Here is a 26,563-nt window from a genome sequence, read left to right on the forward strand (position 1 = left end):
GTGTACCAGCCTAGATCGCCGCCGGGGCTGGGGGAGGCTGCGTCACGTCACAATTCGACTGCGTCATCCTGCCGCGACGATCCGACGCAGCAGGGCCGCGAGTCGATCCGGGATCTGCTCGTGAACGTTGTGGTGCGCGGGCACGACGATCACGTCGGCATCCGGGCGGCGCTCGCGGAACTCCTCCGCATCCGCTTCGGTGACGTATCCCGCGTCGCCGCGCACGAGAGTGATCGGCCCGCGCACGGCGGCGAGGTCGTCCCATCCGCTCGCGGCGAGAAGCTCCCGCATGGCGTCCGGCGCCGAAGCCCCGGTATCGGATGCGGCCGCCGCCGCGAGGTGGGCGAAGTGGTGCTTCCACTCCACTCGACCGTCGGGGCGCACGCGCGAGTTCAGGTACACGCCGCGGGCGGCCGCTTCGCGCGAGCCGCCGAGCCCGAAGGACAGCGCTCGCTCCACGAGCTCCTCCCGGTCGGCCCAGTCCGTCGGGCCGGCGAAGAACGCGCGCATCTGCGCGGGGCCCGCGGCGGGATCCACCCCGGGGGTGAGGTCGATGAGCACGAGGCTGCGCACCAGGTCGCCGCGCGCCGCCGCCACCGCGGTCGCAGTGAGCGCGCCGAGGGAATGCCCCACCAGCACCTGCGGGACCCGGGTCCACGACTCGAGGGCGGGCACCACGTCCTGGGCGAGCGTGCGCGCGACGTACTGCGCGTCGTCACGCCAGGAGGAGTCGCCGTGCCCGGCGAGGTCGATGGAGAGCGCGGGAAGCCCCAGCGCGAGGATCGTGGTGTCCCAGGTGTGCGCATTGAGGCCCGCGCCGTGGAGGAACGTCACGACCGGGGTCTCGTCGCCGTAACGGAGGGCGGAGAGGGTCCTGCCGTCCGGCAGCGTCAGATTCCGCCGTTCGGCCGTGGGCAGCGGCCCCGTGAGTCCGAGGCTCTCGGCCTGGGCGGGCAGGAAGGAGAACTCGTCGAAAGCGTCGTCGGTCACCCCCGAATGCTACGGCGCGCGCTCCGGTGGTGGGCGCGCACGCGTCTCATTCCGGAACCGTGCCGCAGGGCTTACGGCGTGGGTAGGGTGGGCCGCATGGGTGATCAGCGGCGCGTGCACCTGTCGAAGGCGGCACCGGAGGTCTATCAGGCGATCGACGCGATGGCCAAGCAGGTGGGCGCGCTCGCGGCGGATGCCGGCGTCGAGCCGCGGCTGAAAGAGCTCGTGCAGCTGCACGCCTCGCAGCTCAACGGCTGCGCCTACTGCGTGCGGGTGCACCTCGACCGGGGCATGAAGGCGGGTCTCGACGTCGACACCGTCGCGCAGCTGCCGACGTGGCGAGAGTCGGGCGTCTTCACCGACCGCGAGCGTGCGGCGCTGGAGCTCACCGAGTCGCTCACCTTCATCCACGAGGAGGGGGTCTCCGACGAGGTCTACGACCGGGTGGGGTTCGTTCTCTCCGAGGCCGAGTACGTCGCCGTGAGCTGGATCGTCGTCTCCATCAACGCGTTCAACCGTCTCGCCATCGCCGGGCGGTATCCGGTGCCGCCGCGCACCGCGCCGACACCATGAGCGATCCCGGCGGTCTCATCGGCGGAGCCGTCAACTTCCGCGACATCGGCGGGCTCCCCGCGGGCGGGAGGACGACCCGCGGCGGCGTGCTGTTCCGCTCCGGCAACCTCGCCCGTCTGGACGAAAGCACCCGCCGTCGCATCGCGGGGCTCGGCCTGCGGCGCATCGTGGATCTGCGCGACGACGACGAGGTGCGCACCGATCCCACCTTCCTCGGAGCGGATGCACCGGAGACCGTGCGCGTGCCGCTGTTCCTCGGGTCCGTCGCCTCCTTCTTCGTCGAGGACGCGAGTCTGACAGAGATGTACGACCGACTCGTCGACGACGCCGCACCGCGCGCTCGCCGCCGTCGTGCGCGCGGTGGTGGAGGCGCAGCCCGTCCTCGTGCACTGCACGGTGGGCAAGGACCGCACCGGAGTTTCGATCGCGCTGATCCTCGCGGCGGCGGGTGTCGACGAGGACGCCGTGGTCGCCGACTACGCCCGCACCGCCGCATCCTTGCCCGTCGCGCGCAACCGTCGAGTGGTGGCGTGGCTGCGTGCGGCCCACCCCGAGGCCCGCCATGCCGAGGAACTCGCCACGGCGTCGCCGGCGCCGGTCATGCGAGCCCTGCTCGGTCGGCTGCGCGCACAGTACGGATCGGTCGGCGAGTACCTCTCCGCGGCGGGGGTCTCCGACGCCGAGCTCGCCGAGCTGCGCCGCATCCTGATCGCGTAGCGATCCAGCCAAGGTGAGGCATACCTTCCTTGACGGGCGTATACTCGCCTCATCATGCCCGAGAACGACGTCCACAACGCGAACGCGTGCCGTGCGTCCAAGCATGCCCGCGCGCAGCACTTGGTGACCGCTGACGAGTCGTCCCTGGACGACCTCGAGATGCTGCTCGCGACGCTGCCGATGTGTTCGACCGGTCGGGTCTTCGTCGAGGTTCCGGATGCGGCCCACATCGCGGAGATCCGTGTCCCGGCCCGCATGACGATCACGTGGTTGACCCGCGACAGCCGCTCCGGCGCTCCGGGTACCGGACGCTCGTGCGCGCCGGGCGAGGCGCTGAGCCGGGCGGTCGTGGCCTGGGCCGACGAGATGCTGTGCGACGACGACGGATGCGGCACGGCGGTCACCCTGCTCGGGGGATACCTCGGCACCGCCGATATCTTCGACCACCTCGTGGAGCGCCGCGGGATCGATGCCACCCGCATCCACACGCCCGCCCGCTTCGGGCTCGCTACCGCCTGAGCGCGCCGTCTCCGGCGCCTCCGCTGCGCAGGAGAAATCCCCTCGACAGGACGAGCGGCCTGGAATCCTCCTGTGGGAGGGATATCTCCTGTTGAACGGAAGCGGGTCAGCGCGGGATGTAGTTACCGTCGGCGAGACCGGCTTCGATCTCGAAGCGGTTCCGCAGCGGGTCGCGCCCGGCGATGCTGTACAGGATCGGCATCAGGATCCCGAACCGGCGCCACTGCCGCTCGTGCACGGACTCGTGCGCGATCAGCCGGTCGTCGATGCGGCCGTCGCCGGTGAGGAAACAATGCCCCACGCACACCCCGCCGCGCGGGAACGCCCACGACGGCATCCCGCGGAACACGAACAGACGGCCGTGCCGCTCGATACGCCCGCGGCTCCACAGCGTTCCCCAGATCCATCCCACCGCACATCCATAGGCGTAACCCAGTGCGCTGACGGGCGAGTCCAGGAGGAAGGACGGGAGCCAGCGCTCCAGGGCGCGTGATCGTGCGACCGCGCGGTCGGCCCGCTGCCGCCACCCGGCGGGCGGTCTCGCGGCACTCACGCGAGGGCCCCGACCAGTCGCAGCAGAGTGCCCATGTCATTGCTCGCGGCGGCGGGGGATGCGGGGGCGAACCCGGCGAGCGAGGCGCCGGCCAGCGGCACCGCATCACGCAGCGCCTTCAGAGCCGCGACCAGTTCGGTCAGCGAGGCGCCGAAGGGCTCGGAGTCCTTGACGCCGGGCATCTCTGCGGGGTCGAGCGCGTCGACATCGACATGCACGTGCACGGCGTCGACGCCGAGCTGCTGGACGGTCCGCGCGAGCACCGCGGGATCGGAAAGTGCGGTCGCATCGATCACGGTGAGGCCGTGCGCGGCGATGTACTCCTGCTCGGCGTCGTCCATGGCACGCGCGGCGACGAGGATCACATCGGCTGGCGCGACAGTGCCCGGGGGCAGCGCGAGATCCGGCGCACCGTCGCCGAGCACGGCACGCAGCGCCATCCCGCCGAACGCGTGAGAGGCAGAGGACTGCGGCGTGTGCAGATCCGGGTGCGCATCGACCCAGACGACCGCGATCCGCCCGGCGCGCGCCGAACGCTCGACGGCGGCGACGCCGACGGCGCAGTCGCCACCGACCGTCAGCGCGCGCTCGTCGGACGCGGCGAGGGCGTCACGCAGATCGTGCTGCACCTGGCGCAGCGCGCTGTAGCGGTGCACGCCCGTGTCGAGCGCCTCTCCCGCACCGAGTGGAACCGGCACGTTCGTGCATGCCGCGCGCGGCAGGTCGCCCGCGATGGCCTCCGCACCGTCCACGAGCTGCATCGCGCGTGCGGAGGGTGAACCCTGCCACACGGGTGTGATGAGGAACCGTGTCATCTCGACTCCCGGACGGGGGAGGGGCCACGCTCCGCGCGGCCCCTCCGTCTTCTCACTGCTGGTGCTGCTGGGGCAGCTGCTGCTGCTGGCCGAGTTCGTCGCCCGTCGTGCCGGCGCCGAGCGCGCCCTGCGTGGACCCGCCCGCCTTCAGCGCGGCCAGGCGCGCCTCGACCTCGGTCAGCTCACCGACGTCCTCGAGGCTCTCGAACTGGGCGTCGAGGCTGGATGCGGCGAGCTCCGCCTTGCCGGCGGCCAGTGCCTCCTGGCGACGGATCTTGTCTTCGAAGCGGCCGAGCTCGCTCGTGGGGTCGAGGACGTTGACGCTCTTGATGGCGTCGTGCACCTTGTTCTGGGCCTCGGCGACCTTCGCGCGGGCGAGGAGCTCGCTGCGCTTGGAGCGAAGCTGCTCGAGCTTCTGCTTCATGCCGTTGAGGCCGTCCTTCAGCTTGTCGACGACCTCGGTCTGCGCGGCGATCTGCGGCGCGGATGCCTTGGCCTCGTTCTCTTCGGAGATCTGGCGCTGCAGGGCGATCTTGGCGAGGTTGTCGAACTTGTCGGCGTCGGTCGTGTTGCCGGCGCGGCGCATCTCGTCGGCGCGACGACTGGCCGCGAGCGCCTTGCTGCCCCACTCGGCCGCCGCCTGCACGTCCTCCTGGTGGTCGCGCTCGAGAAGGCGCAGATTTCCGATCGTCTCGGCGATCGCCGCTTCTGCGTCGGCGATGTTGTTGGTGTAGTCGCGGACGAGCTGGTCGAGCATCTTCTGTGGGTCCTCGGCCTGGTCGATCATCGCGTTGATGTTCGCCCGGACGAGGGTCGAGATGCGTCCGAAGATGGACTGCTTGGCCATCGTGTTTCCTTTCGTCGTGGTTCGTGAAGTCCGTCAGAATCTGCCGCCGCTGCCGCCGCGGGAGCCCCCGCCGCCGAAGCTTCCGCCGAAGCCGCCGCGCGAGCCTCCGCCCCCGAAGCCTCCGCCCCCGAAGCCGCCCCCGAAGCCTCCGAAGCCGCCGCGTCGGCGGCCGCCTCCCAGTGCGGAGCCGATCAGGATGCCGCCGAGGACCGCGCCGAAGTCGCCCCCGCCGCCGGATCCTCCGGAGAAGCCGGAGACGTCCGACTGGGCGGCGGAGATGGCGTCGGACGCGAGGCGCGCGGCGCGCGAAGCCGCATCCAGCGCCTGCTCGGGCGCTGCCTGAGCCTGCTGCTCGGCCAGGGCGAACGATGCGCGGGCGTCGGCGAGACGCGTGCGGGCGGTGGCACCGATCGCACCGCGTCTGGATGAGATGAAGTCCTCGGCGGCACCGATCTGCGCCTGCGCGTGTGCAAGCGTCGGCGGCAGCACCTGACGTGCGTGCTCGGCGCGCGCCGCCGCGTCGCGTGCGGAGCGCAGGAGTGTGTCGAGTTCCTCGTCGACCCGCTGCAGCGCCGCGAGCGCAGCCACGGGGTCTTCGGCCTGCGCGTCGAGCTGCGCGCGAGCTGCGGCGGATGCGGCCGCGAGCCGACCGTCGGGGTCGGGCAGGGGCTCGGCGGCGGCGATGTCCCGTGCGAGTTCGGCGCGCAGCGCGGGGATCTCTGCGGCGGCGGCGACGATACGGTCACCGTGCGCGCCGACCGCATCCGCCAGCTGTCGCGCCTGCGCGATGGCCTGCTCGGCGGTACGCAGGGCGATGGCGGCTTTGCCCGTGTCCCCGGCGGCGGCCGCGGCATCCGCCGCAGAGAGCTGGCCATCGGCGAGAGCGAGCCGGTCGGTCGCCTGCGCTGTGTTGTCGGCGATCGTGCTCAGGGCCGCGGCCGGGTACGAGGCGGTCAGTTCGGCGAAGCGCTCCTGAGCACCCTGGAGGGCGGGAGCCGCCTCGGCCCGGGACATGCGGAGCCGCTCGCGGGTCGCGGGAAGATCCTGTTCGATCCGTCGCAGGTCGGCGAACGCCTCGAGCTGACTCTGAACGCGCTGATCGGCCGAGGTGGCCAGCTGCAGAGTCTGCTCGTGCCACGCACGCACCTGCTCGTCGGTGTCGGGGATCTCGTCGTCCAGCTGCTGGCGCAGGGTGAACGCCTGGTCCAGCTCTGTACGCGCCGTGGTCAGAGCCTCGCGGAGTCCTCTCGTGGCCTCTTCGCCGAACTGCGCGGCGGCGAAGCCGTGCTCCTGCTCTGCCTCGCGCAGGGCGTCGTCGGCGGCGACGAGGGTCGCGGCCGCGCGCTTGCCGAGATCCTCCGTGCTCTCCGCGGGGCGGGATGCGGCGCGCCGCCGAGCCGCGCGGATGACGAAGTATGCGCCCACGGCCACCAGCGCCAGAACCGACACGACGATGATCACGATGCCCACCGCACCGCCGGAGCCGGAACTCGAACCGGACGAACCCGAGCCGGGCACACCGCCGCCGCCGGAGTCGCCACCGCCTCCCGCGCCGCTGCGGGCCGCGGACATCCCATCGGCGGCAGCGATGGCGGCGCCCGCCCAGTCGCCGTCGCGAAGAGCCGGATACACCCAGTCCTGATCGACGGTCGTGATCTGATTCGCGTCGAGCGGACCCGAGGTGTCGCTGGAGATCCAGTACTGACGGGCGTCGACGGCGATGGCCAGCAGGTATTGGTTGGGGCCGAGCCCACCCTGCTCGGCCGTCTGGGTCGCCCACTCCTTCGCGTCGGACGGGTTGCTGAAGCGGTCGACGTAGACGACCCACAGATTGAGGTTGTCGGCCTCGGCGAGTTGCTCGAGACGATCCTCCACCTGGGCGCGTTCCGCGTCGCCGAGGACCCCTGCCTCGTCGCTCACATACGACGCGCCGAGCTCCACCGGCGGCGTTGCGGCAGCCGGGGCCGCGACCAGGAAGACGGCGGCCAGCGCGGCCACCAGTGCATATGCCCAGCGCGGTCGCATCGATGGCCTCCCTTGGGGGCGGACTCCGCCCTCGTCCGAGTCTATTGAGGGCGAGTCTGTGTACGCCATGGATGCGGGTCGCTGCCGGATGTGCATGCTCGCGCTGGTTACGCTGCTCGGCGTTATGGATGATCGGTACCCCACGGATGTGCTCGCCGCCGGCTGGCGCGAGCGGAACGCGAAGACCCTCGCCGAGGTCCCCGCCGAGCGCGACACGGTGGTGGAGGTCGCCGAGGACGGATTCTGCGGCGCGGTCACGGCGGTCGAAGGCGGACTCGTCCAGCTGGAGGATCGCGCCGGCAGGCGACGCATGTTCTCGCTGGGCCCCGGCTTCCTGATCGACGGGGTAGCCGTCCGACTCATCGCGCCCCCCGTCGCCCGGGCCACCGGCGGGCGCGCGCGCACCGCATCCGGATCGTTTGCGGTCGCCGATCAGCGCGCGCGCATCGCCCGCCCGAGCCGCATCCTCGTCGAGGGCAAGCACGACGCCGAGCTCGTCGAGAAGGTGTGGGGAGACGATCTGCGGGTGGAGGGCGTGGTGGTCGAGTACCTCGAGGGGATCGACCTGCTCTCGGACCTCCTCGAGGCGGAGCCGCCCACGGCCGAACGTCGATACGGCGTGCTCGTCGACCACCTCGTCGCGGGATCGAAGGAGTCGAGGGTCGCCGCGCAGGTCGCGCGCGGTCGACACGGCGCCCACGTGCGTATCGTGGGCCACCCGTTCATCGATGTGTGGCAGTGCGTCACACCGCGCGCGGTCGGGATCACGGCCTGGCCGGAGGTGCCGAGGGGGATCGACTGGAAGACCGGCGTCTGTCGGGGACTCGGCTGGCCGGCGCGCGACAAGGCCGATCTCGCACGCGCGTGGCAGCGCATCCTCGCGAGCGTCCACAGCTACCGTGACCTGGAACCGGCGCTGCTGGGTCGCGTCGAGGAGCTCATCGACTTCGTCACGGCCTGAGGCGCTTCGTATCCTGGGGGGATGACCGATCCCGCATCCGGCGTCTTCCGCGATCGCCCCGTCTCGTTCGTGCGCCGCAGCGGGAGGATGTCCGAGGCTCAGGAGCGCGCCTGGTCCGAGCTCGGGCCTCACCTGATGCTCCCGGTCCCGCGAGACAACGCCGCCACGTCCGTCGCAGCTGACGCGCACATCGACGTGGCGGCGGTGTGGGGCAGGCAGGCGCCACTGATCGTCGAGATCGGCTCGGGCCAGGGCCACGCCATCGTGCATGCGGCGACCACGCGACCCGACACCGACTTCCTCGCGGTGGAGGTCTTCCGCGCGGGACTCGCGCGCACCATGCTCGATGCCGACCGCGCCGGAGTGGGCAACCTGCGCCTCGTCGAGGCGAACGCGCCCGAGGTGCTCGAGCATCTGCTGCCAGCAAGATCGGTCGACGAGGTGTGGATCTTCTTCCCCGACCCGTGGCACAAGAAGAAGCACACGAAGCGGCGGCTGGTGAAGCCGGACGTCGTGCCGACGCTCTCGCGTGCACTCCGCCCCGGCGGGATGCTGCGCCTGGCCACCGACTGGGAGGACTACGCGCTGCAGATGCGCGCCGTGCTCGATGAGGCGACGACGTTCGACCGCGCGTTCGAGGGGGACTGGGCGCCGCGCTTCGAGGGCCGTGTCGTCACGGCCTTCGAGCGCAAGGGCGAGCGAGTCGGGCGCGCGATCCGCGACCTCGCCTACCGGCGATCGGGCGGCTGAGGTGCCCGCCGCGGACACGGTCGGCCGCACTCCGCTGCGGGCGTGGCCGCTCGCGGCCTCGCTGCTGGTGGCGCTCGCCGCGCCGGCGTTCTTCGTGCTGCTCACGCCATGGCTGGGGTGGGTCCTGCTCGCGGTGGGCCTCGTCGCGGCGTGGTGGGGGGATCGCCGTCACACGCGGGAGGTCTCGCTGCTGCGCGACCTGTCGCTCATCTCGGTGGGGATGCTGATCGTCAGCGCCATCCCGCTGGCTGCGGAGCTCGACAACGCCGCGATGGTGCGATTCACCCTCGCGCTGGGGGGAGCCGTCGCGGTGCCGTATCTCGTGTCGCGGTGCGTCTACCGCGACCGCGCGATCCGCTTCCCGTGGCGCGGGGGCGGGCGATGGACCCGGTTCCAGTGGGTATGGCTGGTCGCGGTGCTCGTGCTCGGCTGGCTCATCCTGCCCTTCTACTTCATCAGCTCCGGCGTCTATCAGAACTGGCCCGTCGTCGACACGCCCGATCTCATCGCCCGCCTCTTCATCGGAGTCGGAGCGGTCGGGATCTGGGACGAACTGTTCTTCATCTGCACCGTCTTCGCGCTCCTGCGCCGCCATCTGCCGGATCTGACCGCCAACCTCGTGCAGGCGATCGTCTTCGTCTCCTTCCTGTGGGAGCTCGGCTACCGCGCCTGGGGGCCGGTCCTCACGATCCCGTTCGCGCTGCTGCAGGGCTACATCTTCTTGCGCACCCGTTCGCTCGCCTACGTCGTCACGGTGCACCTCCTGTTCGACGCGGTGGTGTTCGGGGTGCTCGTCCACGCGCACAATCCGGGTCTGCTCGACGGCGTGTTCCTCATCTGAAGCGCCGGGCTTTTGCTCCGCGCTCGAAGATGGGAGCATCCTGTGGGGGCTGGCATAGCCGCTTCGCCTAGGATCGCTCGCGCCACGCGGGGAGAGGAAAGTCGTGACGGTGACCGGTTCGCAACTGCATGCCGATTCGGAGGGCACACGCACGCCACGCTGGCGCCGCGCGGTGAAGGCCGTCCACGGCTGGGTCGACGATGTATCCCGACCCGATCCCGGCGTGCGCGCGGTGCGGCGGATCGAGCTCGCCCAGGTGATGGGCTACTGGGCGATCGCGCGCGGCGTGAACCTCGCGTTCCTGCTCTTCTGGTACCTGGTCTCGACGGCCGCAGGGTGGGGCTTCGGCGCGCAGGACCGACCTGTCGTGACGTTCGCCGCCTTCCTGACGGGGTGGGACGCGGACAGGTACGGCCGCATCTCGCTGATCGGGTATCCGCCCGTCATCCCCATCGGACCCAACGGCAACGTGCTCGAGAACGACTGGGCCTTCCTGCCGATCTACCCCTGGCTGGAACGTGTGGTGGGTGACATCGTCGGCTCGGACTGGCGCGCGGCCGGCATCGGACTCAGCACCTTCTTCAGCGCTACCGCGACCGTGCTGCTGTTCCTGCTGCTGCGCGCAGTCACCTCGCCACGCCAGGCGAAGTGGGCCGTCATCTTCTTCTCCTTCGCGCCGCTGTCGTTCGTGTTCGTCATCGCGTACGCGGAATCTCTCGTGCTCACCCTGACCTTCGCGGCGCTCCTGCTGGCTGTGAAGCGCAAGTACGTGTGGATCACTCCGATCGCGCTGGTCGCGGCGTTCACGCGACCCGGCGCCCTCGCGCTCGCGCTGGCGCTGGGCATCGTCTTCCTCGTGCGCTGGTGGCGCCGGAGGATCGATCCGTTCCCCCGTCGCGAAGTGGCGGGGCTGCTCGTCGCGGGCGGTGTCACAGCGCTCGCCGGACTCGCCTGGTCCTGGATCGCGGATGCGTGGACCGGAACCCCTCACGCCTACTTGCTCACGGAGACGGCGTGGTGGCGTCCGTTCGTCGGCAACGGCGAGTTCATGCCCCTGACCCCTTGGTTCCGTTTCATGGGCGAGTACCTGGGCGTCTTCGGGTGGCTGCTGGTGATCGCCCTCATGGTCGGCTTCGCGATGCTGATCTGGTCGCGGCCGGTGCGCAAGCTCGGAATCGTGGTCGCGGCGTACGGGCTCAGCTACGGGCTCTACATCTTCGGCGTCTTCCTGCCGCAGGCCAGCACGTTCCGTCTGCTCATGCCGATGTCTCCGCTCCTCGCGCACGAACGGCTCTCCGCCTCCAAGCGCACACGCAACGGCATCCTGATCGCCCTCGTGGTCCTGCAGTTCTTCGCCGTCTACGGTCTGTGGACTCGCGGGTATCCCTGACCCGTCGTCACGGGGCCGGAGTCGGCGGTGATAGTCTCGATCGGTACGCCTCCGTAGCTCAGGGGATAGAGCGCCGGTTTCCGGTACCGTAGGTCGGGGGTTCGAATCCCTCCGGGGGCACGGCGTACAAGAGGCCTCGATCCTTCCGTGGATCGGGGCCTTCTTCACGCCCGAAGACGAACGGCGCAACCTGCGGATACATGCCCGACGCGATCGTTCCCGCGCCGAAAGCGAGCAGCAGAGCGATCGGCAGGGCTAGCCAGCGGCGTGCTGCGAGGGCGCCGACGGCGCACACCAGCAGCACCGCGGCAACGACGACGAAGCCCCAGAAGGACGGGACGCGACTCTCCCGGGAAGGTGGGGAATGCAGAGCCGTGCCGACGGCGCCAGCGAACTCCCGGGCGAACAGCTGCCAGAGCGCGAAGACGCACAAAACGATCGAGGCCCAGACGACCCCGGCTGTGATCTCGCGCCACCCCGATGGGCGCGTGGTCGTCGTTGCGTCCCGCTGCCTCGAATTCACCCGACCCCCCGATTCCTGCGACGTTACGCTGCCGGGCCTGAGCTGTCTGTCGGCCGCTTGGGGGACGCGAAGGCCGGCGGCGGGCGCGCGGCTCGGCGCAGCGGATGGAATGCTCAGCACGCTGGATTGCGGGGACGACGGCCATGTAGGCCAGGTCGGGCTCGTTACGGTAGCCTTCGACCGCTTCGATGACCTTGCTTAGAGCCGCAGGCGGCACGAGGGAGCGGACTCGCCACTAGGTGGAAGTTAGGCACGCGGGTCAGCGCATGCTTGCAACGCGTCCTCGTCGTCATCGTTTGTGACAGTGGCTCGACCGAGAGGTTGCGAAGGTCGCAGAGCGGGAGAAGCTGACGAGGCGGCATGCACGCGAGTCGAGCGTCGCTCGTGCCGAGGTGGCTGGTTGTGCCATGCGATCTGTCGATCGCTGACCGAGCGAGGCTGTTGATGCAGGTGCATTCCGCTTGGGGGACGCGAGGGCCGGCGGCGGGCGCCGGCTCAGCTACGGCGGAGGACCCGCCGCGCCACCCACACGGCGGCGAGCCCACCGGCGAGCCACGGCCCCGCGACCAGCAGGGGGTCGATCCAGGCGTGCCGCGTGTCCACACGCCCCTTGCGCGATGCGAGTGGCGAGTGCCGGAGCTCGGCCGCGATGCCGGTCTCGGTGATGGGGTTGTCGGGGCGGGCGGTGACCAAGGAGCGCAGATGTGCTCCGGTGGCCTCGACGCGGTCGGCGCCGATCAGCAGCAGCCAGTGCGCGGCGCGCGCCTCACTGAAGCGGTCGTAGGCGTAACGCCGGATGGCTCCGGAGACGCCGTGCAGGGGCTGCGCGGTGCCGAAGACGGCGGGCAGGTGCTCGTGTTCGATCGAGCGCTCCCGCGGCGCGTTCTCCTTCTGGCGTTCCGGCTCGTCCCACCAGGCGCCGCTCCCGGCGAGGGCGTCGATCTCCTGGGGGACGGAAGGACGATCGGCGGGATCGAGATCCGCGCCCCACCCCGGGATGCGGTCGCGGAGCTCGGCGGAGGAGGGAACGGGCGGGTGAGCGGCCGTGTAGGGCATGCGGTCGTCCTTTCACGACGTGGCTGGCAGGACGACGGCCTTGATGAGACCGTCGAGCTTCGCCGAGACCATGTGGTAGCCCTCGGCGATGTGCTCGAGGGGGATGCGGTGGGTGATCATGTCCCGCGGCGAGACGCGTCCCGCCTGGATGTGCTCGATCAGACGCGGCCACTGGCGCTTCACGGGTGCCTGGTTCGTGCGGATCGTTACGCCCTTGTTCATCGCGTCTCCAAACCTCACCGCGCTGAACATCGGACCGTAGGCACCCATGACGGAGATGCGCCCGCCTTTGCGGACGCTGTCGATGGACCAGTTCAGCGCGATGGTGGAGCCGCCCTGCAATTTGAGCTTCGCCGAGCTCACGTGCTGCACGAGATGCCCGTCCGCCTCGGCGCCGACAGCGTCGATGACGACGTCGGCGCCGAGGCCGTCGGTGAGCTTCTTGAGGGTGACGACGACATCCTTGTGTTCGCGGAAGTCCACCGTCTCGGCGAAGGCGAAGTCCTTGGCCTTCTCGAGTCGGAACGGCAGGTGGTCGACGACGATCACCCGACCCGCGCCCATCAGCCAGGCCGAGCGCGCGGCTGCGAGCCCGATGGGGCCTGCGCCGAAGACGACGACGACGTCGCCCTCGGAGATGTCGCCAAGTTGGGCGCCGAAGTAGCCGGTGGCGAACGCATCCGTGAGCAGGAGCGCATCCTCGTCGTGCAGCCCGTCGGGGATGACCGCAGGACCCACATCGGCGAAGGGGACGCGCACGAGTTCCGCCTGGCCACCGTCGAAGCCTCCCGCGGTGTGCGAGTAACCGTAGATGCCGCCGACGGCCGTCGCGTTGGCGTTCACGTTGTGGCAATTGGAGAAGAGGCCGCGAGCGCAGAAGAAGCAGGTGCCGCAGAAGATGTTGAACGGCACCATGACCCTGTCGCCGACCGAGATGTTGCGCACTGACGGGCCCACCTCTTCGACCCGTCCGATGAACTCGTGTCCGAACGTGTGCCCGATGCGCGTGTCCGGGAGCATGCCGTGGAAGAGGTGGAGGTCGGACCCGCAGATCGCCGCGCGTTCCACCCGCACGATCGCATCATTGGGATGCTCGATCTGCGGGTCGGGCTTCTCTTCGACGCGGACCTTGTAGGGGCCGCGGTAGGTCATCGCTCGCATGGGCCCCACCCTGCGACCGGGCATGGCCGGCGACGACGGGGTTGTCGTCCGGCACGGGTCCTGGTAACGCGTGCCCGGGCGCGTGCGGGGTCTGCACGGTGCCGTCAAGGCCCCTCCGGCGGTCATGACGCCTACGTACGGTCGACGAATGCCCCGCCCCGCGCTCGCTCTGCGCCGTCGGCTGTCCGAGCTGGTGGATCCACCACGTCTGCTTCTCGCGGTGAAGGTGGCGGGCGCCGCCGCCATCGCCTGGACGCTGGCACCCTACGTGCCCTTCACCGACAGCGAGTACTCGTACTACGCCCCGTTGGGCGTACTGATCAGCATGTACTCCACGCTGGCGGGCTCGGTGCGAGCGGGGCTGGAGACACTGGCGGGACTCGCCGTGGGAATCGCGTGGGGTTTCGTCGGTATCGCCCTGCTGATCGCCGGAGCGCCGAGCCTTGTGGCCGTCGCGCTCGTGACCGGTGTGGGAACCATCTGCGCCGGGCTGACCGTGCTCGGCAGCGGGCGGGACTGGATCCCCATCGCCGCACTGTTCGTCCTGCTCGTGGGCAACGCCGACGTCCAGAGCTACTCGTCGTCGTACCTGATCACCACCGCCTTCGGCGTCGTGGTCGGTCTCGTGGTCAATCTCGTGGTCGTGCCGCCGCTCTACATCGGACGCGCCACCTCACGCCTGAACGCGTTGCGCGACGATATCGGTGAGGTCCTCCGGGATGCGGCTCACGCGCTGGGTGCGCGCGCGGTGGACGCCGAGCGGCTGCGGCATCGGATCGCCGAGCTGACGGCGACGGCCGACGCCGTGGCGGCCGAGGTGGCGGAGGCCGTGAGATCACAACGAGGCAACCCCCGGGCGCGGCATGCCCGCGAGGATGTGGAGACGGGGCGACGGCGCCTCGACGCGTTGCGCGCGGTCGCCTCGGCGACGGGAGAAGCTGGCCGAGAGTCTCTCGCGACTGGCCCTCGACGCCGAACTCGGACACTGGCAGCGCCGTGCCCTGGCGGCGGCCGTCGCGGCGTGCGCGGAGCAGACGGCGACTCCCATCGAGGACGCAGCGTTCGCTGACCGTCTCCGAGCGGCGGATGCGGCGCTCGCCGCCTATCGCCGCCGCATCCGGCATTCGTCGGATTCGAGGGCGCTCGATCGGTGGGAGGCGGCGGTGTCGCTGCGGCGCATCATCGATGCCTCGCGCCCGTTCGCGCAGGCCGGTTGACCAACGGGTCGGGCCCCGTCAGGGCGGGGCGGATCAGCGCGTCAGGGAGCGCCAGGTGCGTTCGCCATCGGCGATGCGGCCGCTCCGCGCAAGCCGTGCCGCGGCGGAGGCGGGCTTGCGTTCGGCCTGATCCCGGATCGATGCATCGAACTCGACGGCGAACCCCGCTCTCGGCAGCCGCTCGGTCACCGCGCGCAGCAGCCGCGGATCCCACCTTGACGCGCCCACGCCGGCGACGTCCAGGCTCGTGGCCACCTCCAGCAGGTGGCCCTCGATGTCCACGGCCGGATCGACCTCGACCCACATGTGGCGTTCGATGACCTCCTGCAGCCGGACACGGCGCTCGGTCGGCCAGCCCGCTCCTGCGGCGAACACCCACGCAGCCGCGCCTCCGGCGCCCTCGAACGGTGCCCGGTGCGCGTCGAAGGGCTCCGCCACGCCGATGTCATGCAGCGCGGCGGCGGCGAACAGCAGCTCCGCGTCGTAGTGCACACCTTCCGCATCCGCGAGAGCACGCGCCCACGCCCAGGAGCGCAGGCTGTGCCGCAGCACGACGGGGGAACACCACCGTTCGGCCGCCTCGAGAGCGAGCGCGGCGGTGGCGGAGGGGGGACGCAGTAGCTCGTCGATGTCGTAGGGCATGGGACTCCTCGTCTCTCACCCAGTGTCGAGCACCGCGTCTCGCCTCATCGGTCCCCGGTATCGAGGACGGCGGGATGACGTCGGAATGTGGCGTTCCTACGCCGTCAGGGCTTCTTGCTGTTGCCCGGCCCGTTTCCGTTGCCGTTGCCGTTGCCGTTGTTGTTGCCCGGGCCGCGATTCGACCCGTTCTCCGACGCCGGCCCCGGCTGCGGATCGGTGACCGGCCCAGGCTGCGGAGTGCCGGTATCGGTCGGCTGCACGGTCTGGTCCCCGGAATCCACCGTCTCCGCGGGCGTCTGGTCCGATCCGTCGTCGGCGGGGACGGTGTTCACCTGCGCGGGGACGACGGACTCCTCGGCCACCGGGGCCGGAGCGAGCACGCTCGTGATGCCCACCGCTGCGGCCCCGGCCAGGAGAACGCCGGCAGCCGCCGTGAGTGCCACGAGCCCGCGGCGACGGCGTCGGGGCCGACGAGGCGGCGAGACCGGAATCGGGTCGGCGAGCGGTTCGGTGATCTGCGCCGGGGCAGTCGCGAGGGCGATCGGTGAGGTCGCGACGAGCAGCGCCTCATCCAGGGGGAGCGTCGCGGCGGTCGCCGCCGATGCGGAAAGGGCGCGCGCCCGCTCGAGCACCTCACCCGCGCTCGGGCGGGAGGCGGGATCGTGCACCGTCATCGCGGTGAGCAGAGAGCGCCACGCGTAACCGATTCCCGTCGGCACGTCGGGCTGACGGCTGAGCCGAGCCAACAGCATGTTGGCAGCGGGCGCGTCGGCGAAGGGATGGCTGCCCGTGACGGCCTCGATGAGAAGCAGACCGAGCGAGTAGACGTCGGATGCGGGAACCGGCGCGTGACCGCGGACCTGCTCCGGTGCGAGGTAGGCCGCCGTGCCGATGACATCGCCAGGGGTCGTGAGCCTGGTGGAGTCCACGAGGTGGGCGACGCCGAAGTCCGCCAGCACGGCCTGATAGCCGATACGCCCCGCCGCCCCGCGGCCCCGGGCGCGGAGCATGACGTTGGAGGGCTTCACGTCGCGGTGCACGATACCCGCTGCATGCACGGCCTCCAGTGCCGCGGCCAGATCGCTCGCCATCGCGGCCGCCTCGTCGAGCTCCAGCGGTCCTTCCAAGAGACGCTGACGCAGGGTGGGGCCGGCGATGTACTCCATGACCAGATAGCTCGGCGGCTGGGCTCCGATGCACGCGTCGAAGAGGGTGACCAGGCACGGATGCGACAGCGAGGCGAGCATGGTCGCCTCGCCGACCTTCCGACGTTCCTCGACGCCGTCCCTCTGCTCCGAGTGGAAGAGCTTGACCGCGACATCGCGGCCGAGTAGCTCGTCTCGGGCGCGGTAGACCGTTCCCATGCCGCCGCTGCCGACGCGCTCGATCAGGCGGTAGCGGCCGGCGAGAAGTGATCCCGTCCCCGCGGGGACGGCGTCGAGGATGTCGGACACGTACTCAGGCGAGGGGTTCGCCGTTGTCCGTGGTGCGACGCGTCGTGACGCGCTCACCGCTGGCGGGGTCGACGGCGGTGCGTGAGGTGGACACGCTCGAACGGCGCCGCATGACGAGGATGAGGCTGATCAGAAAGACGACAACGCCCGCGCCCATCAGGATGTACCCGATGAGACTCAGGTTGACGTAGCCGCCGAGGTCGACGTTGACGGCGAACGCCAGGATCGCTCCGATCACGAACAGCGCGATTCCGCTTCCAATACCCATGTTCACGACTCCTGCCCCGGGACCTGCCCGATAGGTGGATTCCCGGACGGCGGCGGTGGGGCCGGCGCTCGGGCACGGGCGCGGCGGGTCGCCGTGCCCCCGGCGTTCACGATAGCCAGCGCACGGGCTCTCAGAGCTTCGGTGGTTCTGCCTCGCGAAAGGGTGCATAATGCCCGCCCGCACAGGACGGTTCAGTCGGCGCGCAGACCCTCGATCGCCGCAGCGAGCCTCTGCGCCAGGTACGCATGGCCCTCGGTCGTGGGGTGATTTCGCCCGACCGCCCCGGTGTCGATGATCCACGCGTAGTTCTCCGGCGTGATCCACTGATCCCGGACGGGGGAGATGTACGGCCAGCCGCGCGCGGCCGCGGCCAGGCTCAGCCGTTCGTCGATCTCGGCGGTGGCCGCTTCCACGGGGAGGATCTGGGGAGCCGGTCCGAGAACGACGATCTGCGCGTCGGGATACAGCGCGGCGAGCGAGTCCCACGCGGTGCGCACGGCGTCGTCGTAGCCGTCGAGCGGGACCTTTCGATCGTTGATCGAGCCCTGGACGACGATGAGATCCGGCTGGGCGGACGCATCCAGCTCGGCGATGCGCTCGGAGAAGGTGCCGCCGTCGATGCCGGGAATCAGGTATCCGCTGCCTCGTGACCCGTTCACACTCGACTCGCCGTCCATCAGCGGACCCAAGAGGTACGCGTAGCCCAGTGTGGGCGCGGAGGCGGCGGAACCATAGGTCCAGGAGTCGCCGAAGACGAGGATTCGAGGATGCTCGGGCAGCGAGATCGCCGTCACCGGCGCGGGCGCGGTGCCACCCGCGTCCGCGCGACTGACCGATAGCGCTCCGGCTGCCCAGGGACGCGTCAACGCGAGTGCGCAGATGCACGCGATGGCCGCCGCCAACACAGCCAGCACGGCGATCGTGCGGCGCGGCGAAAGCCGGGCGGATCGGGTCATGACACGAGCGTACGGCGCGAGGGCCCGCCGCGGGTGCGGGAGCCGGATGCGGCGGGCCTCGGGCCTCGACGCGCGTGCGAGGATGGGCCGGTGCAGCGCCATGTGAGAGCCGAGCTCGACCTCGAACTGGGCTCCTCCGTCGACCTCATTCTGCAGATCGCGGTGGCACGCTCGGCGGGGGCTCTGAGCGAGCGACTGAGCGTGATGCAGGACGGGCGCGAGCTGAGGCCGAGGGAGCTCGTGGACGCGGCCGGCAACCGCCTGCACCGCCTGACGGGTGAGGCCGGCCCCCTTCAGGTGCGGTATGAGGCGGTCGTGGGCGCCGGGGCGGAGCCTGCGACGACGGAGATCGACGCCATCACGGCTCTGCGCCCGAGCCGCTACGCCCAGTCCGACGAGGTGTTCGCCACGGCGCGGCGACTGTTCCGCGGGTTGAGCGGTCGCGCTCTCGTGGAGGCCGTCTCCGAGTTCGTGGCCACGAGCGTCACCTACACCCCGGGTATGAGTCTCGGCACCGACAGCGCCGTCACGACCCTCGCCAGCGGGCAGGGCGTCTGTCGCGACTACGCCCATCTCGTCATCGCGCTGCTACGCGCGATGGACGTGCCCGCGCGGTATGTCGCCTGCTACGCGCCGCGCCTCGATCCCATGGACTTCCACGCCGTCGCCGAGGTTCTCGTCGAGGGCGAATGGAGCGTCGTGGATGCCACTCGGCTAGCCCCGCGAACCTCTCTCGTGCGGATCGGGACAGGCCGGGATGCGGCGGACTGCGCGTTCCTGAGCTACCACGGCGGATATGTGGGGTTGGAGCGGCTCGAGGTGGACGCGACGGTCAAGGACGCGCCCGAGGCCGTAGACGATCACGCGTCGCTCGTGTCGATGTCCTGAGCATCCGGCCTGCGCGGCCCGGGGCGTCGCTGCCGACGAACGTAGAATGGGACGCCTATGGATCCCGAACAGCTCTCCGCAGCCCTGCACGCCGTCGTCGCACCGATCGTCGAGGCGCGACGCCCCGGTGTCGAGGTGGCGGTGTCGGACATCGTCCTCGAGCGTCCGAAGAATCGTGACCACGGCGACTGGGCGTCGAACATCGCACTGAAGCTCGCGAAGCAGGTGGGAGCGAACCCGCGGGAGCTGGCCGCGGAGATCGCGGGTCCTCTCGGTGAGGTTCCCGGCGTCGCCTCCGTCGAGATCGCCGGCCCGGGCTTCATCAACATCCGTGTGGATGCCGCGGCCGCCGGTGCGCTCGCGCGTGTGATCGTCGAGGCGGGCGCGGCATTCGGCTCCAACACCACCCAGCGCGGCAACTCGATCAACCTGGAGTTCGTCAGCGCGAACCCGACGGGCCCGCTTCACATCGGCCACACCCGCTGGGCAGCCCTCGGCGATGCCATCGCCCGGCTGCTGCTGGCCAGCGGCGCCACCCTCGTGCGCGAGTTCTACATCAACGACGCGGGCGCCCAGATGGAGCGCTTCGGCCGTTCCGTGCTCGCCGCGGTGAAGGGCGAGCCGGCTCCGGAGGACGGCTACGTCGGCGCCTACATCCAGGACCTGGCTGAGCGCGTGCGCGCGGCGGAGGTCAACGGCGAGCCCGGCGGCGTGCTGTTCGCCTCGCCCGAGGAGCAGCTGGCATTCACCACCGAGCTCGCGTACGCGTTGCAGCTCGGCGAGATCCAGGCATCCCTCGAGCAGTTCAACGTGCACTTCGACGTCTGGTACTCCGAGCGGGCGCTGCACGCCGGCTCGCCGAGCCTCGTGGACGAGGCGGTCGAGCGCCTGCGGGAACAGGGCCACGTCTTCGAGCAGGACGACGCCGTCTGGGTGCGCACTACGGACTTCGGCGACGACAAGGACCGCGTGATCCGCCGCTCGAACGGCGAGTACACCTACTTCGCGGCGGATGCGGCCTACTACCTCAACAAGGGCGATCGCGGTTTCGCCCACAAGATCTACCTGCTCGGCGCCGACCACCACGGCTACGTGCACCGGCTCAAGGCGCTGGCGGGAGCTGCGGGCGACGACCCCGAGAAGGACATCGAGGTGCTGATCGGTCAGCTCGTCTCGATCAACGGCGCCCGCCTGTCCAAGCGCGCGGGCAACATCATCGAGCTGGACGATCTGCGGGCCTGGCTGGGGACGGACGCTCTGCGCTACTCGCTGGCACGGTACCCCGCCGACTCCCCGCTGACGCTGGACCCGGAGATCCTGCAGAAGCGCACGAACGACAACCCCGTCTTCTACGTGCAGTACGCCCATGCGCGCACCCACAACGTGGCGCGCAACGCCGCCGCATCCGGGGTCGAGCGCACGGCGTTCGCGCCCGAGCTGCTCACCCACGAGACCGAGTCGGCGCTGCTGGGCGCACTGCAGGAGTTCCCGCGGCTGGTCGCCTTCGCCGCAGACCTGCGCGAACCTCACCGCATCGCCCGTTACCTCGAGGAGCTCGCGGGGCTCTATCACCGGTGGTATGACAACTGCCGCGTGATCCCGCTGGGCGACGACGAGGTGACCGACCTGCACCGCACGCGTCTGTGGCTCAACGACGCGACCGGCCAGGTCCTGCGCAACGGGCTGGACCTGCTCGGCGTCAGCGCGCCCGAACGGATGTGAGATGAGCGAGGTGATGGGGCTGTTCGACGACCAGGACGATGCGCCCCGCACCGCCCGCCGGCGCCGCCGGTGGCCGTGGCTCATCGCGGTGCTGGCGGTGCTGCTGCTCATCGTCGCCGCGTTCTTCGCGGGGGAGTGGGTGGCGCGCGACCTCGTGACGAAGGCCGTGAAGCAGCGAGCTCGTCTCTCGGCTCGACCTTGCCGCGGATCAGCAGATCGACGTGGACATCGCCGATCCCTCGCTGCTGCTCGATCTTGCGCTGGGCGAGGTGGGAGAAGTGCGCATCTCCGCCGACGACGTGACGATCGGAGATTTCACCGGCAACGTGTCGGTGACCCTTCACGATCTCGGCATCCGCGCTCCCTTCACACTCAGCTCCGGTGAGGCGACGGTGTCGCTGGATGCCGAGCAGCTGCGACCGCTGCTGGCCGAGGCCGCGCCGGTGTCCATCGACGGGCTCACGATCGCCGAGCCCGACGTCCGTGCCTCCTCGCAGCTGTCGGTGTTCGGTGTCGCGGTGCCGGTGGACGTCGCGCTCACCCCGTCGTCCGCGGACGGGCAGCTCGTGCTGACTCCGGTGTCGCTGAGCGTCGCGGGTGCCGAGGTGACCGCGGACGGCTTGCGGGCGCAGTTCGGCTCCGTCGCCGATCCTCTGCTGGCCGGGTACCGGGTGTGCGTCGCGCAGTACCTGCCTCGCGGCCTCACTCTCAGCCGGGTCGCCGTGCACGGCGATCGGCTCTCCGCCGACTTCGACATCGCGGGCGACTTGCTGACCGATGCCGGTGCGAGGGAGAAGGGCAGCTGCGCCTGACGCATGGCGGGAGCGGCATGGGCGGTGCCCTAGACTTCAAGGGACTCGCGTCGGGTGTCCTGACGGCTCCGCCGCCGCTGAGAATCCCGCCGCCCTTCACCACCGATTGGGTCTCGTAGTGTCCTCCTCGCACGACCGCGCCGCCGCCGAAGAGTGGCTCCTCGTGCCGGATGACGCGAACGACCTCGCGCCCCTCGTGTGGCCCGCATCGGCCTCCCGCCGGGATGGTCGACTGCAGATCGGCGGCGTGGATGCGGGCGAGCTCGCCGCCCGCTTCGGCACTCCTCTCTATGTGCTCGACGAGCACGAGGTGCGCGGCCGGGCCCGCCGCACACTGGCGGCCTTCCAGCGGGCCGCGGCCCGCCACGGAGCCGAAGCGCGCGTCTACTACGCCGGCAAGGCCTTCCTGTCGGCGGCGGTCGCGCAGTGGGTCCTCGAGGAGGGGCTGCGCATCGACGTCGCGAGCCCCGGCGAGCTCGCGGTGGCATTGGCCGCGGGTGCGGACCCTGCGCTGCTGGGTCTGCACGGCAACAACAAGTCTGCGAGCCAGCTGGCACGTGCCGTCGAGATCGGCATCGGCACGATCATCGTGGACAGCGTCGACGAGATCGTCCGGCTCGCGTCCGTGACCGACGGTGCCTCCCGCAGGCAGCCGGTGCTGATCCGCGTCAACACGGGCATCCATGCCGAGACCCACGACTTCCTCGCCACGGCGCACGAGGACCAGAAGTTCGGTTTCTCTCTGGACGGCGCCCGTGAGGCGGCGGCTCTGGTGCGCGCCATCCCCGGCGTCGAGCTCGTCGGGCTGCACTGCCACATCGGCTCGCAGATCTTCGGCTCGGAGGGCTTCGCCGCATCCGCCGAGCGTCTGGTCGCCCTCCACGCGGAGCTCGGCGGTCTCGACGTTCTCAACCTCGGCGGCGGCTTCGGCATCGCCTACACGCGCGACCAGCGGCCCGCCGTGATCGAGGAGCTCGCGGATGCCATCGTGGATGCGGTCGCCTCGACGTGTGCGCGCCTCGACGTGCCCGTGCCGACCCTGGTGTTCGAACCCGGGCGCGCGATCGTCGGAACTGCGGGTGTCACGCTGTACGAGGTCGGAACGGTCAAGCCTGTGGCCCTCGGCGACGGGCTTGTGCGCACCTACGTCAGCGTCGACGGCGGGATGAGCGACAACGCCCGTCCCGCGCTCTACGGCGCCGACTACTCCGCCCGCATCGCCTCCCGTGTCAGCGACGCGGCTCCCGCCCTCGTGCGCGTGGTCGGCTCGCACTGCGAGTCGGGCGACATCGTCGTGAACGCCGAGTACCTCCCCGCCGACGTCGCCCCCGGCGACCTGCTCGCGGTGCCGGCCACCGGCGCCTACTGCTTCTCGCTGTCGAGCAACTACAACTACATGCCGCGGCCCCCGGTGGTCGCGGTGCGTGACGCCGAGGCGCGTGTCATCGTGCACGGCGAGACGGTCGATGATCTTCTCGCCCGCGATGCCGTCCTCGCGCAGAAAGGTGATTCATGATCGACCATCGCCACCTCCGCGTCGCTCTGCTGGGAGCCGGTGCCGTCGGGTCGCAGGTCGCAGCTCTCCTGCTCAAGCACGGCGACGAGCTCGCGGACCGCGCGGGAGCGAGTCTCCAGCTCGCCGGCATCGCGGTGCGCGACGTCGACGCCCCGCGCGACGTGGACCTTCCGCAGGAGCTCTTCACGACCGATGCCGAGTCGCTGATCGTCGGTGCCGACATCGTGATCGAGCTCATCGGCGGCATCGAGCCGGCGAGGACCCACCTGCTGCAGGCGATCAACTCCGGCGCAGACGTCGTGACGGCCAACAAGGCGCTGCTGGCCACCTACGGCTCCGAGATCTTCGACGCCGCCGATCAGGTCGGTGCGCAGGTCTACTACGAGGCGGCGGCGGCCGGCGCCATCCCCATCATCCGCCCGCTGCGCGACTCGCTCGCCGGCGACCGCGTGCAGCGCATCATGGGCATCGTGAACGGGACCACGAACTACATCCTCGACCGCATGGACACCGAGGGGGCGGAGTTCTCCGACGTCCTGTCGCAGGCGCAGGCGCTCGGGTACGCCGAGGCGGACCCGACCGCGGACGTCGAGGGCTACGACGCGGCGCAGAAGGCGGCCATCCTCGCCTCGCTCGCATTCCACACCGCTGTCCCGCTCGAATCCGTCCACCGCGAGGGCATCACTGCCATCACCACGCAGATGATGGATGCGGCTCGCCACGCCGGCTACGTCATCAAGCTGCTCGCGGTCTGCGAACGGCTGACCGGCCAGGATTCGCCCACGGGCGAGGCGATCTCGGTCCGGGTCTACCCGGCGCTGGTGCCGCGCTCGCACCCGCTCGCCAGCGTCCACGGGGCCAACAACGCGGTCTTCGTCGAGGCGGAGGCCGCCGGCTCGCTCATGTTCTACGGCGCCGGCGCCGGCGGAGTGCAGACCGCATCCGCCGTGCTGGGCGATGTCGTCTCCGCGGCCCGTCGGCACATCGCCGGCGGCGTGGGGGTGGGAGAGTCCACGCGCGCGAACCTGCCGGTCCTGCCGATCGGCCACGCGCAGACGCGCTACCAGATCACGCTCGAGGTCAGCGACCAGGCGGGCGTGCTCGCCCACATCGCCGGCACCCTGAGCGAGGGGCACGTCTCGATCGCGACGGTCGAGCAGACGGTCATCGCCGAGGACGGCGCAGACTCGGGCCGGGCACGCCTGGTCATAGGAACGCACAAAGCACGCGAGCAGGATCTCAGCGACACGGTCGACCGACTCGCGGACAGCGACGTCGTCGAGCGGGTCGTCTCGGTCCTGCGGGTAGAAGGAGACTGACATGGCACACCTCTGGCGCGGAGTCCTCCGCGAGTACGCCGACCGCCTCGGCGTGACCGACGCCTCCACGGTGGTCACGCTCGGCGAGGGCGGCACCCCGCTGATCCCGGCACCGGCACTGTCGCACCGCACCGGTGCCGAGGTCTGGGTCAAGTTCGAGGGCATGAACCCCACCGGCTCGTTCAAGGATCGCGGCATGACGGTGGCGCTCTCGCGCGCGGTGGAGCACGGCGCCAAGGCCGTCATCTGCGCCTCCACGGGCAACACCTCGGCATCGGCCGCCGCCTACGCGGCGCACGCGGGCATCACCGCGGCCGTTCTCGTGCCCGAGGGCAAGATCGCCATGGGCAAGCTCAGCCAGGCCGTCGCCCACGGCGGCAAGCTCATCCAGATCCGCGGCAACTTCGACGACTGCCTGGAGATCGCGCGCGAGCTCGCCGCGGCCTACCCGGTGCACCTCGTGAACTCGGTCAACCCCGACCGTATCGACGGTCAGAAGACCGCCGCCTACGAAGTCGTCTCCCAGCTGGGCGACGCCCCCGACTTCCACATCGTGCCCGTCGGCAACGCGGGCAACTACACCGCCTACACGCGCGGCTACACCGAAGAGGCCGAGCGCGGCGTCTCCACCAAGGTGCCGCGGATGTTCGGACTCCAGGCCGCCGGCTCCGCGCCCCTGGTGCGCGGCGAGGTCGTCAAGAACCCCGAGACGGTGGCCAGCGCCATCCGCATCGGAAACCCCGCCTCCTGGCAGTTCGCCCTCGAGGCGCGCGACGCCACGGACGGCTGGTTCGGCGCCATCGAGGACGACCGCATCCTCGCCGCGCAGAAGCTGTTGAGCGAGACGGTCGGCGTCTTCGTCGAACCTGCATCCGCGATCTCCGTCGCGGGTCTGCTCGATCGCGCTGAGGCCGGAGTGATCCCCGCCGGCGCCCGCGTGGTGCTCACCGTCACCGGCCACGGTCTCAAGGACCCGCAGTGGGCCCTGCGCGACGCATCCGGCGGCGAGGTCGCTCCCACCGTTGTCGACAACTCCGTCTCGGAGGTCGCCTCGGTGCTGGAGCTCGCCCCGCAGGGCTCTCAATGACGGTCGCCGTGGGTCGCGCGGTGACAGTGCGCGTGCCCGCTACGAGCGCCAATCTCGGCCCCGGGTTCGACACGCTCGGCCTCGCGCTGAGCGTCTACGACGAGCTCGAAGTCGAGGCCCTCGAGCCGGGCGTGCTCGAGATCGAGGTCGAAGGTGCCGGCGCTGAGCAGGTGCCGCGCGACGGGTCGCACCTCGTCGTGCGCGCCATCGCCTACGCCTTCGCGGATGCGGGTCTGCCGATGCCCGGCCTGCGCCTGCGCGCCCGCAACGTCATTCCGCACGGACGGGGGATGGGCTCCTCCGGCGCCGCCGTCGTGTCGGGGCTCTTGGCCGCCAAGGGATTGCTCGAGGGTGAGGCGGATCTCGACGCCGACACCCTGCTGAGACTGGCCACGGAACTCGAAGGCCACCCCGACAACGTCGCGCCCGCCCTCTTCGGCGGGCTCACGATCGCGTGGGTCGACGAGAACGGTCCGCAGCACAAGAAGCTGTTGGTGCATCGCGGCGTGTCCCCGATCGTCTTCGTGCCGGAGTTCACGATGTCGACCTCGGTCGCGCGCGGCCTGCAGCCCGACCAGTTCTCCCGAGCGGATGCGGTGTTCAACGTCTCGCGCTCGGCGCTGCTGATCGCGGCGCTGACGCAGAGCCCCGAGCTGCTCATGGCCGCCACCGAGGACAAGCTGCACCAGAGCTATCGCGCAGCGGCGATGCCCGAGACCGATCGCCTCATACAGGCGCTGCGTCGGGAGGGGTTCGCGGCGGTCGTCTCGGGCGCGGGACCGTCCGTCCTCGTGCTCGCCGACGGCCCCGGACGCCGGCTGGAAGCCGCCCAGCTGGTCGCCGCGCACGCGGACACTCCGTGGGAGGCGCTCATGCTCGCGGTCGACTTCAAGGGTGGTACAGTGAGGGACAACGCGGAGGGTGCCACGTCACTGACGTGAATCTGGCCTCCGTCGCAATC

Annotated in this window: 25 protein-coding genes, 1 tRNA gene and 2 pseudogenes; 17 read left to right on the top strand and 11 right to left on the bottom strand. The window is 70.6% G+C overall.

The window, feature by feature from the left end; genetic code table 11:
* Positions 1 to 63: 63 nt before the first annotated feature.
* Entirely contained in the window at positions 64 to 990 is a 927-nt protein-coding gene (locus AC1VNH_RS15715; protein WP_483112476.1) for an alpha/beta fold hydrolase, read from the bottom strand.
* Positions 991 to 1,086: 96 nt separating this feature from the next.
* Between AC1VNH_RS15715 and AC1VNH_RS15720 the strand changes: the two genes are divergently transcribed.
* The 4 genes and pseudogenes from AC1VNH_RS15720 to AC1VNH_RS15735 all read left to right on the top strand — a co-directional run bounded on the left by AC1VNH_RS15720 (position 1,087) and on the right by AC1VNH_RS15735 (position 2,799).
* Complete coding sequence (locus tag AC1VNH_RS15720) at positions 1,087 to 1,563, top strand: carboxymuconolactone decarboxylase family protein (protein ID WP_243227074.1); 477 nt, start codon at positions 1,087 to 1,089, stop codon at positions 1,561 to 1,563.
* Positions 1,560 to 1,829, top strand: a pseudogene (locus AC1VNH_RS15725) (tyrosine-protein phosphatase); the annotation flags it as partial. The gene AC1VNH_RS15720 and the pseudogene AC1VNH_RS15725, both read left to right, overlap by 4 nt.
* A gap of 94 nt (positions 1,830 to 1,923) precedes the next feature.
* Positions 1,924 to 2,280: a tyrosine-protein phosphatase gene (locus AC1VNH_RS15730; protein ID WP_483112477.1), complete on the top strand. Its 357-nt coding sequence runs from the start codon at positions 1,924 to 1,926 to the stop codon at positions 2,278 to 2,280.
* A 54-nt stretch (positions 2,281 to 2,334) separates the two neighbouring features.
* The gene (locus tag AC1VNH_RS15735) at positions 2,335 to 2,799 is read left to right on the top strand and encodes an SIP domain-containing protein (protein ID WP_243227076.1); all 465 of its coding nucleotides are present in this window, start codon (positions 2,335 to 2,337) and stop codon (positions 2,797 to 2,799) included.
* A 106-nt stretch (positions 2,800 to 2,905) separates the two neighbouring features.
* Here AC1VNH_RS15735 and AC1VNH_RS15740 read toward each other — a convergent pair whose 3' ends face one another.
* Genes AC1VNH_RS15740 through AC1VNH_RS15755 form a run of 4 tightly spaced genes read right to left on the bottom strand, consistent with a single transcriptional unit; the run spans position 2,906 to position 7,039 of the window.
* The gene (locus AC1VNH_RS15740) at positions 2,906 to 3,352 is read right to left on the bottom strand and encodes a Fe-S oxidoreductase (protein WP_483112478.1); all 447 of its coding nucleotides are present in this window, start codon (positions 3,350 to 3,352) and stop codon (positions 2,906 to 2,908) included.
* Complete coding sequence (locus tag AC1VNH_RS15745) at positions 3,349 to 4,167, bottom strand: arginase family protein (protein ID WP_483112480.1); 819 nt, start codon at positions 4,165 to 4,167, stop codon at positions 3,349 to 3,351. Before AC1VNH_RS15745 ends, AC1VNH_RS15740 begins: the two co-directional genes overlap by 4 nt.
* Positions 4,168 to 4,219: 52 nt before the next feature.
* Positions 4,220 to 5,014, bottom strand: a complete 795-nt coding sequence (locus AC1VNH_RS15750) for a PspA/IM30 family protein (protein ID WP_483112481.1) — start codon at positions 5,012 to 5,014, stop codon at positions 4,220 to 4,222.
* A 33-nt stretch (positions 5,015 to 5,047) separates the two neighbouring features.
* The gene (locus tag AC1VNH_RS15755; protein WP_483112482.1) at positions 5,048 to 7,039 is read right to left on the bottom strand and encodes a TPM domain-containing protein; all 1,992 of its coding nucleotides are present in this window, start codon (positions 7,037 to 7,039) and stop codon (positions 5,048 to 5,050) included.
* Between the two features lie 124 nt (positions 7,040 to 7,163).
* On the opposite strand from AC1VNH_RS15755, the gene AC1VNH_RS15760 reads away from it, so the two are divergent.
* The 5 genes from AC1VNH_RS15760 to AC1VNH_RS15780 all read left to right on the top strand — a co-directional run bounded on the left by AC1VNH_RS15760 (position 7,164) and on the right by AC1VNH_RS15780 (position 11,101).
* Complete coding sequence (locus AC1VNH_RS15760; protein WP_483112483.1) at positions 7,164 to 8,000, top strand: DUF3097 domain-containing protein; 837 nt, start codon at positions 7,164 to 7,166, stop codon at positions 7,998 to 8,000.
* Positions 8,001 to 8,021: 21 nt separating this feature from the next.
* On the top strand, positions 8,022 to 8,750 hold the full coding sequence (gene trmB, locus AC1VNH_RS15765; protein WP_483112484.1) for a tRNA (guanosine(46)-N7)-methyltransferase TrmB: 729 nt from the start codon (positions 8,022 to 8,024) through the stop codon (positions 8,748 to 8,750).
* 1 nt (position 8,751) lies between these two features.
* Complete coding sequence (locus AC1VNH_RS15770) at positions 8,752 to 9,591, top strand: CPBP family intramembrane glutamic endopeptidase (RefSeq protein WP_483112486.1); 840 nt, start codon at positions 8,752 to 8,754, stop codon at positions 9,589 to 9,591.
* A gap of 109 nt (positions 9,592 to 9,700) precedes the next feature.
* Positions 9,701 to 10,981: a hypothetical protein gene (locus AC1VNH_RS15775; protein ID WP_483112487.1), complete on the top strand. Its 1,281-nt coding sequence runs from the start codon at positions 9,701 to 9,703 to the stop codon at positions 10,979 to 10,981.
* 47 nt (positions 10,982 to 11,028) lie between these two features.
* A tRNA-Arg gene (locus tag AC1VNH_RS15780) sits at positions 11,029 to 11,101 on the top strand.
* An 898-nt stretch (positions 11,102 to 11,999) separates the two neighbouring features.
* Here AC1VNH_RS15780 and AC1VNH_RS15785 read toward each other — a convergent pair.
* Together AC1VNH_RS15785 and AC1VNH_RS15790 are read right to left on the bottom strand one after the other, a co-directional pair.
* Positions 12,000 to 12,560 (bottom strand): hypothetical protein, encoded by a 561-nt coding sequence (locus AC1VNH_RS15785; RefSeq protein ID WP_483112489.1) that lies wholly within the window; start codon positions 12,558 to 12,560, stop codon positions 12,000 to 12,002.
* Positions 12,561 to 12,572: 12 nt separating this feature from the next.
* Entirely contained in the window at positions 12,573 to 13,721 is a 1,149-nt protein-coding gene (locus AC1VNH_RS15790; RefSeq protein WP_483112490.1) for a zinc-dependent alcohol dehydrogenase, read from the bottom strand.
* Positions 13,722 to 13,869: 148 nt separating this feature from the next.
* On the opposite strand from AC1VNH_RS15790, the gene AC1VNH_RS15795 reads away from it, so the two are divergent.
* Positions 13,870 to 14,790, top strand: coding sequence for an aromatic acid exporter family protein (locus AC1VNH_RS15795; protein WP_483112491.1), 921 nt, complete (start codon positions 13,870 to 13,872; stop codon positions 14,788 to 14,790).
* Between the two features lie 181 nt (positions 14,791 to 14,971).
* On the opposite strand, the gene AC1VNH_RS15800 is transcribed toward AC1VNH_RS15795, so the two are convergent.
* The 4 genes from AC1VNH_RS15800 to AC1VNH_RS15815 all read right to left on the bottom strand — a co-directional run bounded on the left by AC1VNH_RS15800 (position 14,972) and on the right by AC1VNH_RS15815 (position 18,258).
* Positions 14,972 to 15,580 carry an HD domain-containing protein gene (locus tag AC1VNH_RS15800; RefSeq protein WP_483112492.1) on the bottom strand — a complete coding sequence of 203 codons (609 nt, stop codon included), beginning with the start codon at positions 15,578 to 15,580 and terminating at the stop codon, positions 14,972 to 14,974.
* Between the two features lie 104 nt (positions 15,581 to 15,684).
* Positions 15,685 to 17,034 carry a serine/threonine-protein kinase gene (locus AC1VNH_RS15805; RefSeq protein ID WP_483112494.1) on the bottom strand — a complete coding sequence of 450 codons (1,350 nt, stop codon included), beginning with the start codon at positions 17,032 to 17,034 and terminating at the stop codon, positions 15,685 to 15,687.
* Between the two features lie 4 nt (positions 17,035 to 17,038).
* Positions 17,039 to 17,302, bottom strand: coding sequence for a DUF6458 family protein (locus AC1VNH_RS15810; protein WP_274287643.1), 264 nt, complete (start codon positions 17,300 to 17,302; stop codon positions 17,039 to 17,041).
* A gap of 191 nt (positions 17,303 to 17,493) precedes the next feature.
* Complete coding sequence (locus tag AC1VNH_RS15815) at positions 17,494 to 18,258, bottom strand: SGNH/GDSL hydrolase family protein (RefSeq protein WP_483112495.1); 765 nt, start codon at positions 18,256 to 18,258, stop codon at positions 17,494 to 17,496.
* Between the two features lie 90 nt (positions 18,259 to 18,348).
* Here AC1VNH_RS15815 and AC1VNH_RS15820 point away from each other — a divergent pair, with 90 nt between their 5' ends.
* The 7 genes and pseudogenes from AC1VNH_RS15820 (at position 18,349) to thrB (ending at position 26,543) form a co-directional block, all read left to right on the top strand.
* A complete protein-coding gene (locus AC1VNH_RS15820) occupies positions 18,349 to 19,146 on the top strand; it encodes a transglutaminase-like domain-containing protein (RefSeq protein ID WP_483112497.1) in 798 nt (265 codons plus the stop codon).
* A gap of 57 nt (positions 19,147 to 19,203) precedes the next feature.
* On the top strand, positions 19,204 to 20,868 hold the full coding sequence (locus AC1VNH_RS15825; RefSeq protein ID WP_483112499.1) for an arginine--tRNA ligase: 1,665 nt from the start codon (positions 19,204 to 19,206) through the stop codon (positions 20,866 to 20,868).
* Between the two features lie 185 nt (positions 20,869 to 21,053).
* A pseudogene (locus AC1VNH_RS15830) lies at positions 21,054 to 21,680 on the top strand (LmeA family phospholipid-binding protein); the annotation flags it as partial.
* A gap of 118 nt (positions 21,681 to 21,798) precedes the next feature.
* Positions 21,799 to 23,196, top strand: coding sequence for a diaminopimelate decarboxylase (lysA, locus tag AC1VNH_RS15835; RefSeq protein ID WP_483112500.1), 1,398 nt, complete (start codon positions 21,799 to 21,801; stop codon positions 23,194 to 23,196).
* Positions 23,193 to 24,515, top strand: a complete 1,323-nt coding sequence (locus AC1VNH_RS15840) for a homoserine dehydrogenase (RefSeq protein WP_483112502.1) — start codon at positions 23,193 to 23,195, stop codon at positions 24,513 to 24,515. Before lysA ends, AC1VNH_RS15840 begins: the two co-directional genes overlap by 4 nt.
* Position 24,516: 1 nt before the next feature.
* A complete protein-coding gene (gene thrC / locus AC1VNH_RS15845; protein ID WP_483112505.1) occupies positions 24,517 to 25,602 on the top strand; it encodes a threonine synthase in 1,086 nt (361 codons plus the stop codon).
* Positions 25,599 to 26,543 (top strand): homoserine kinase, encoded by a 945-nt coding sequence (gene thrB / locus AC1VNH_RS15850; RefSeq protein WP_483112506.1) that lies wholly within the window; start codon positions 25,599 to 25,601, stop codon positions 26,541 to 26,543. Before thrC ends, thrB begins: the two co-directional genes overlap by 4 nt.
* Positions 26,544 to 26,563 lie beyond the last annotated feature (20 nt).

This window comes from Microbacterium sp. KU4F (assembly GCF_056868075.1).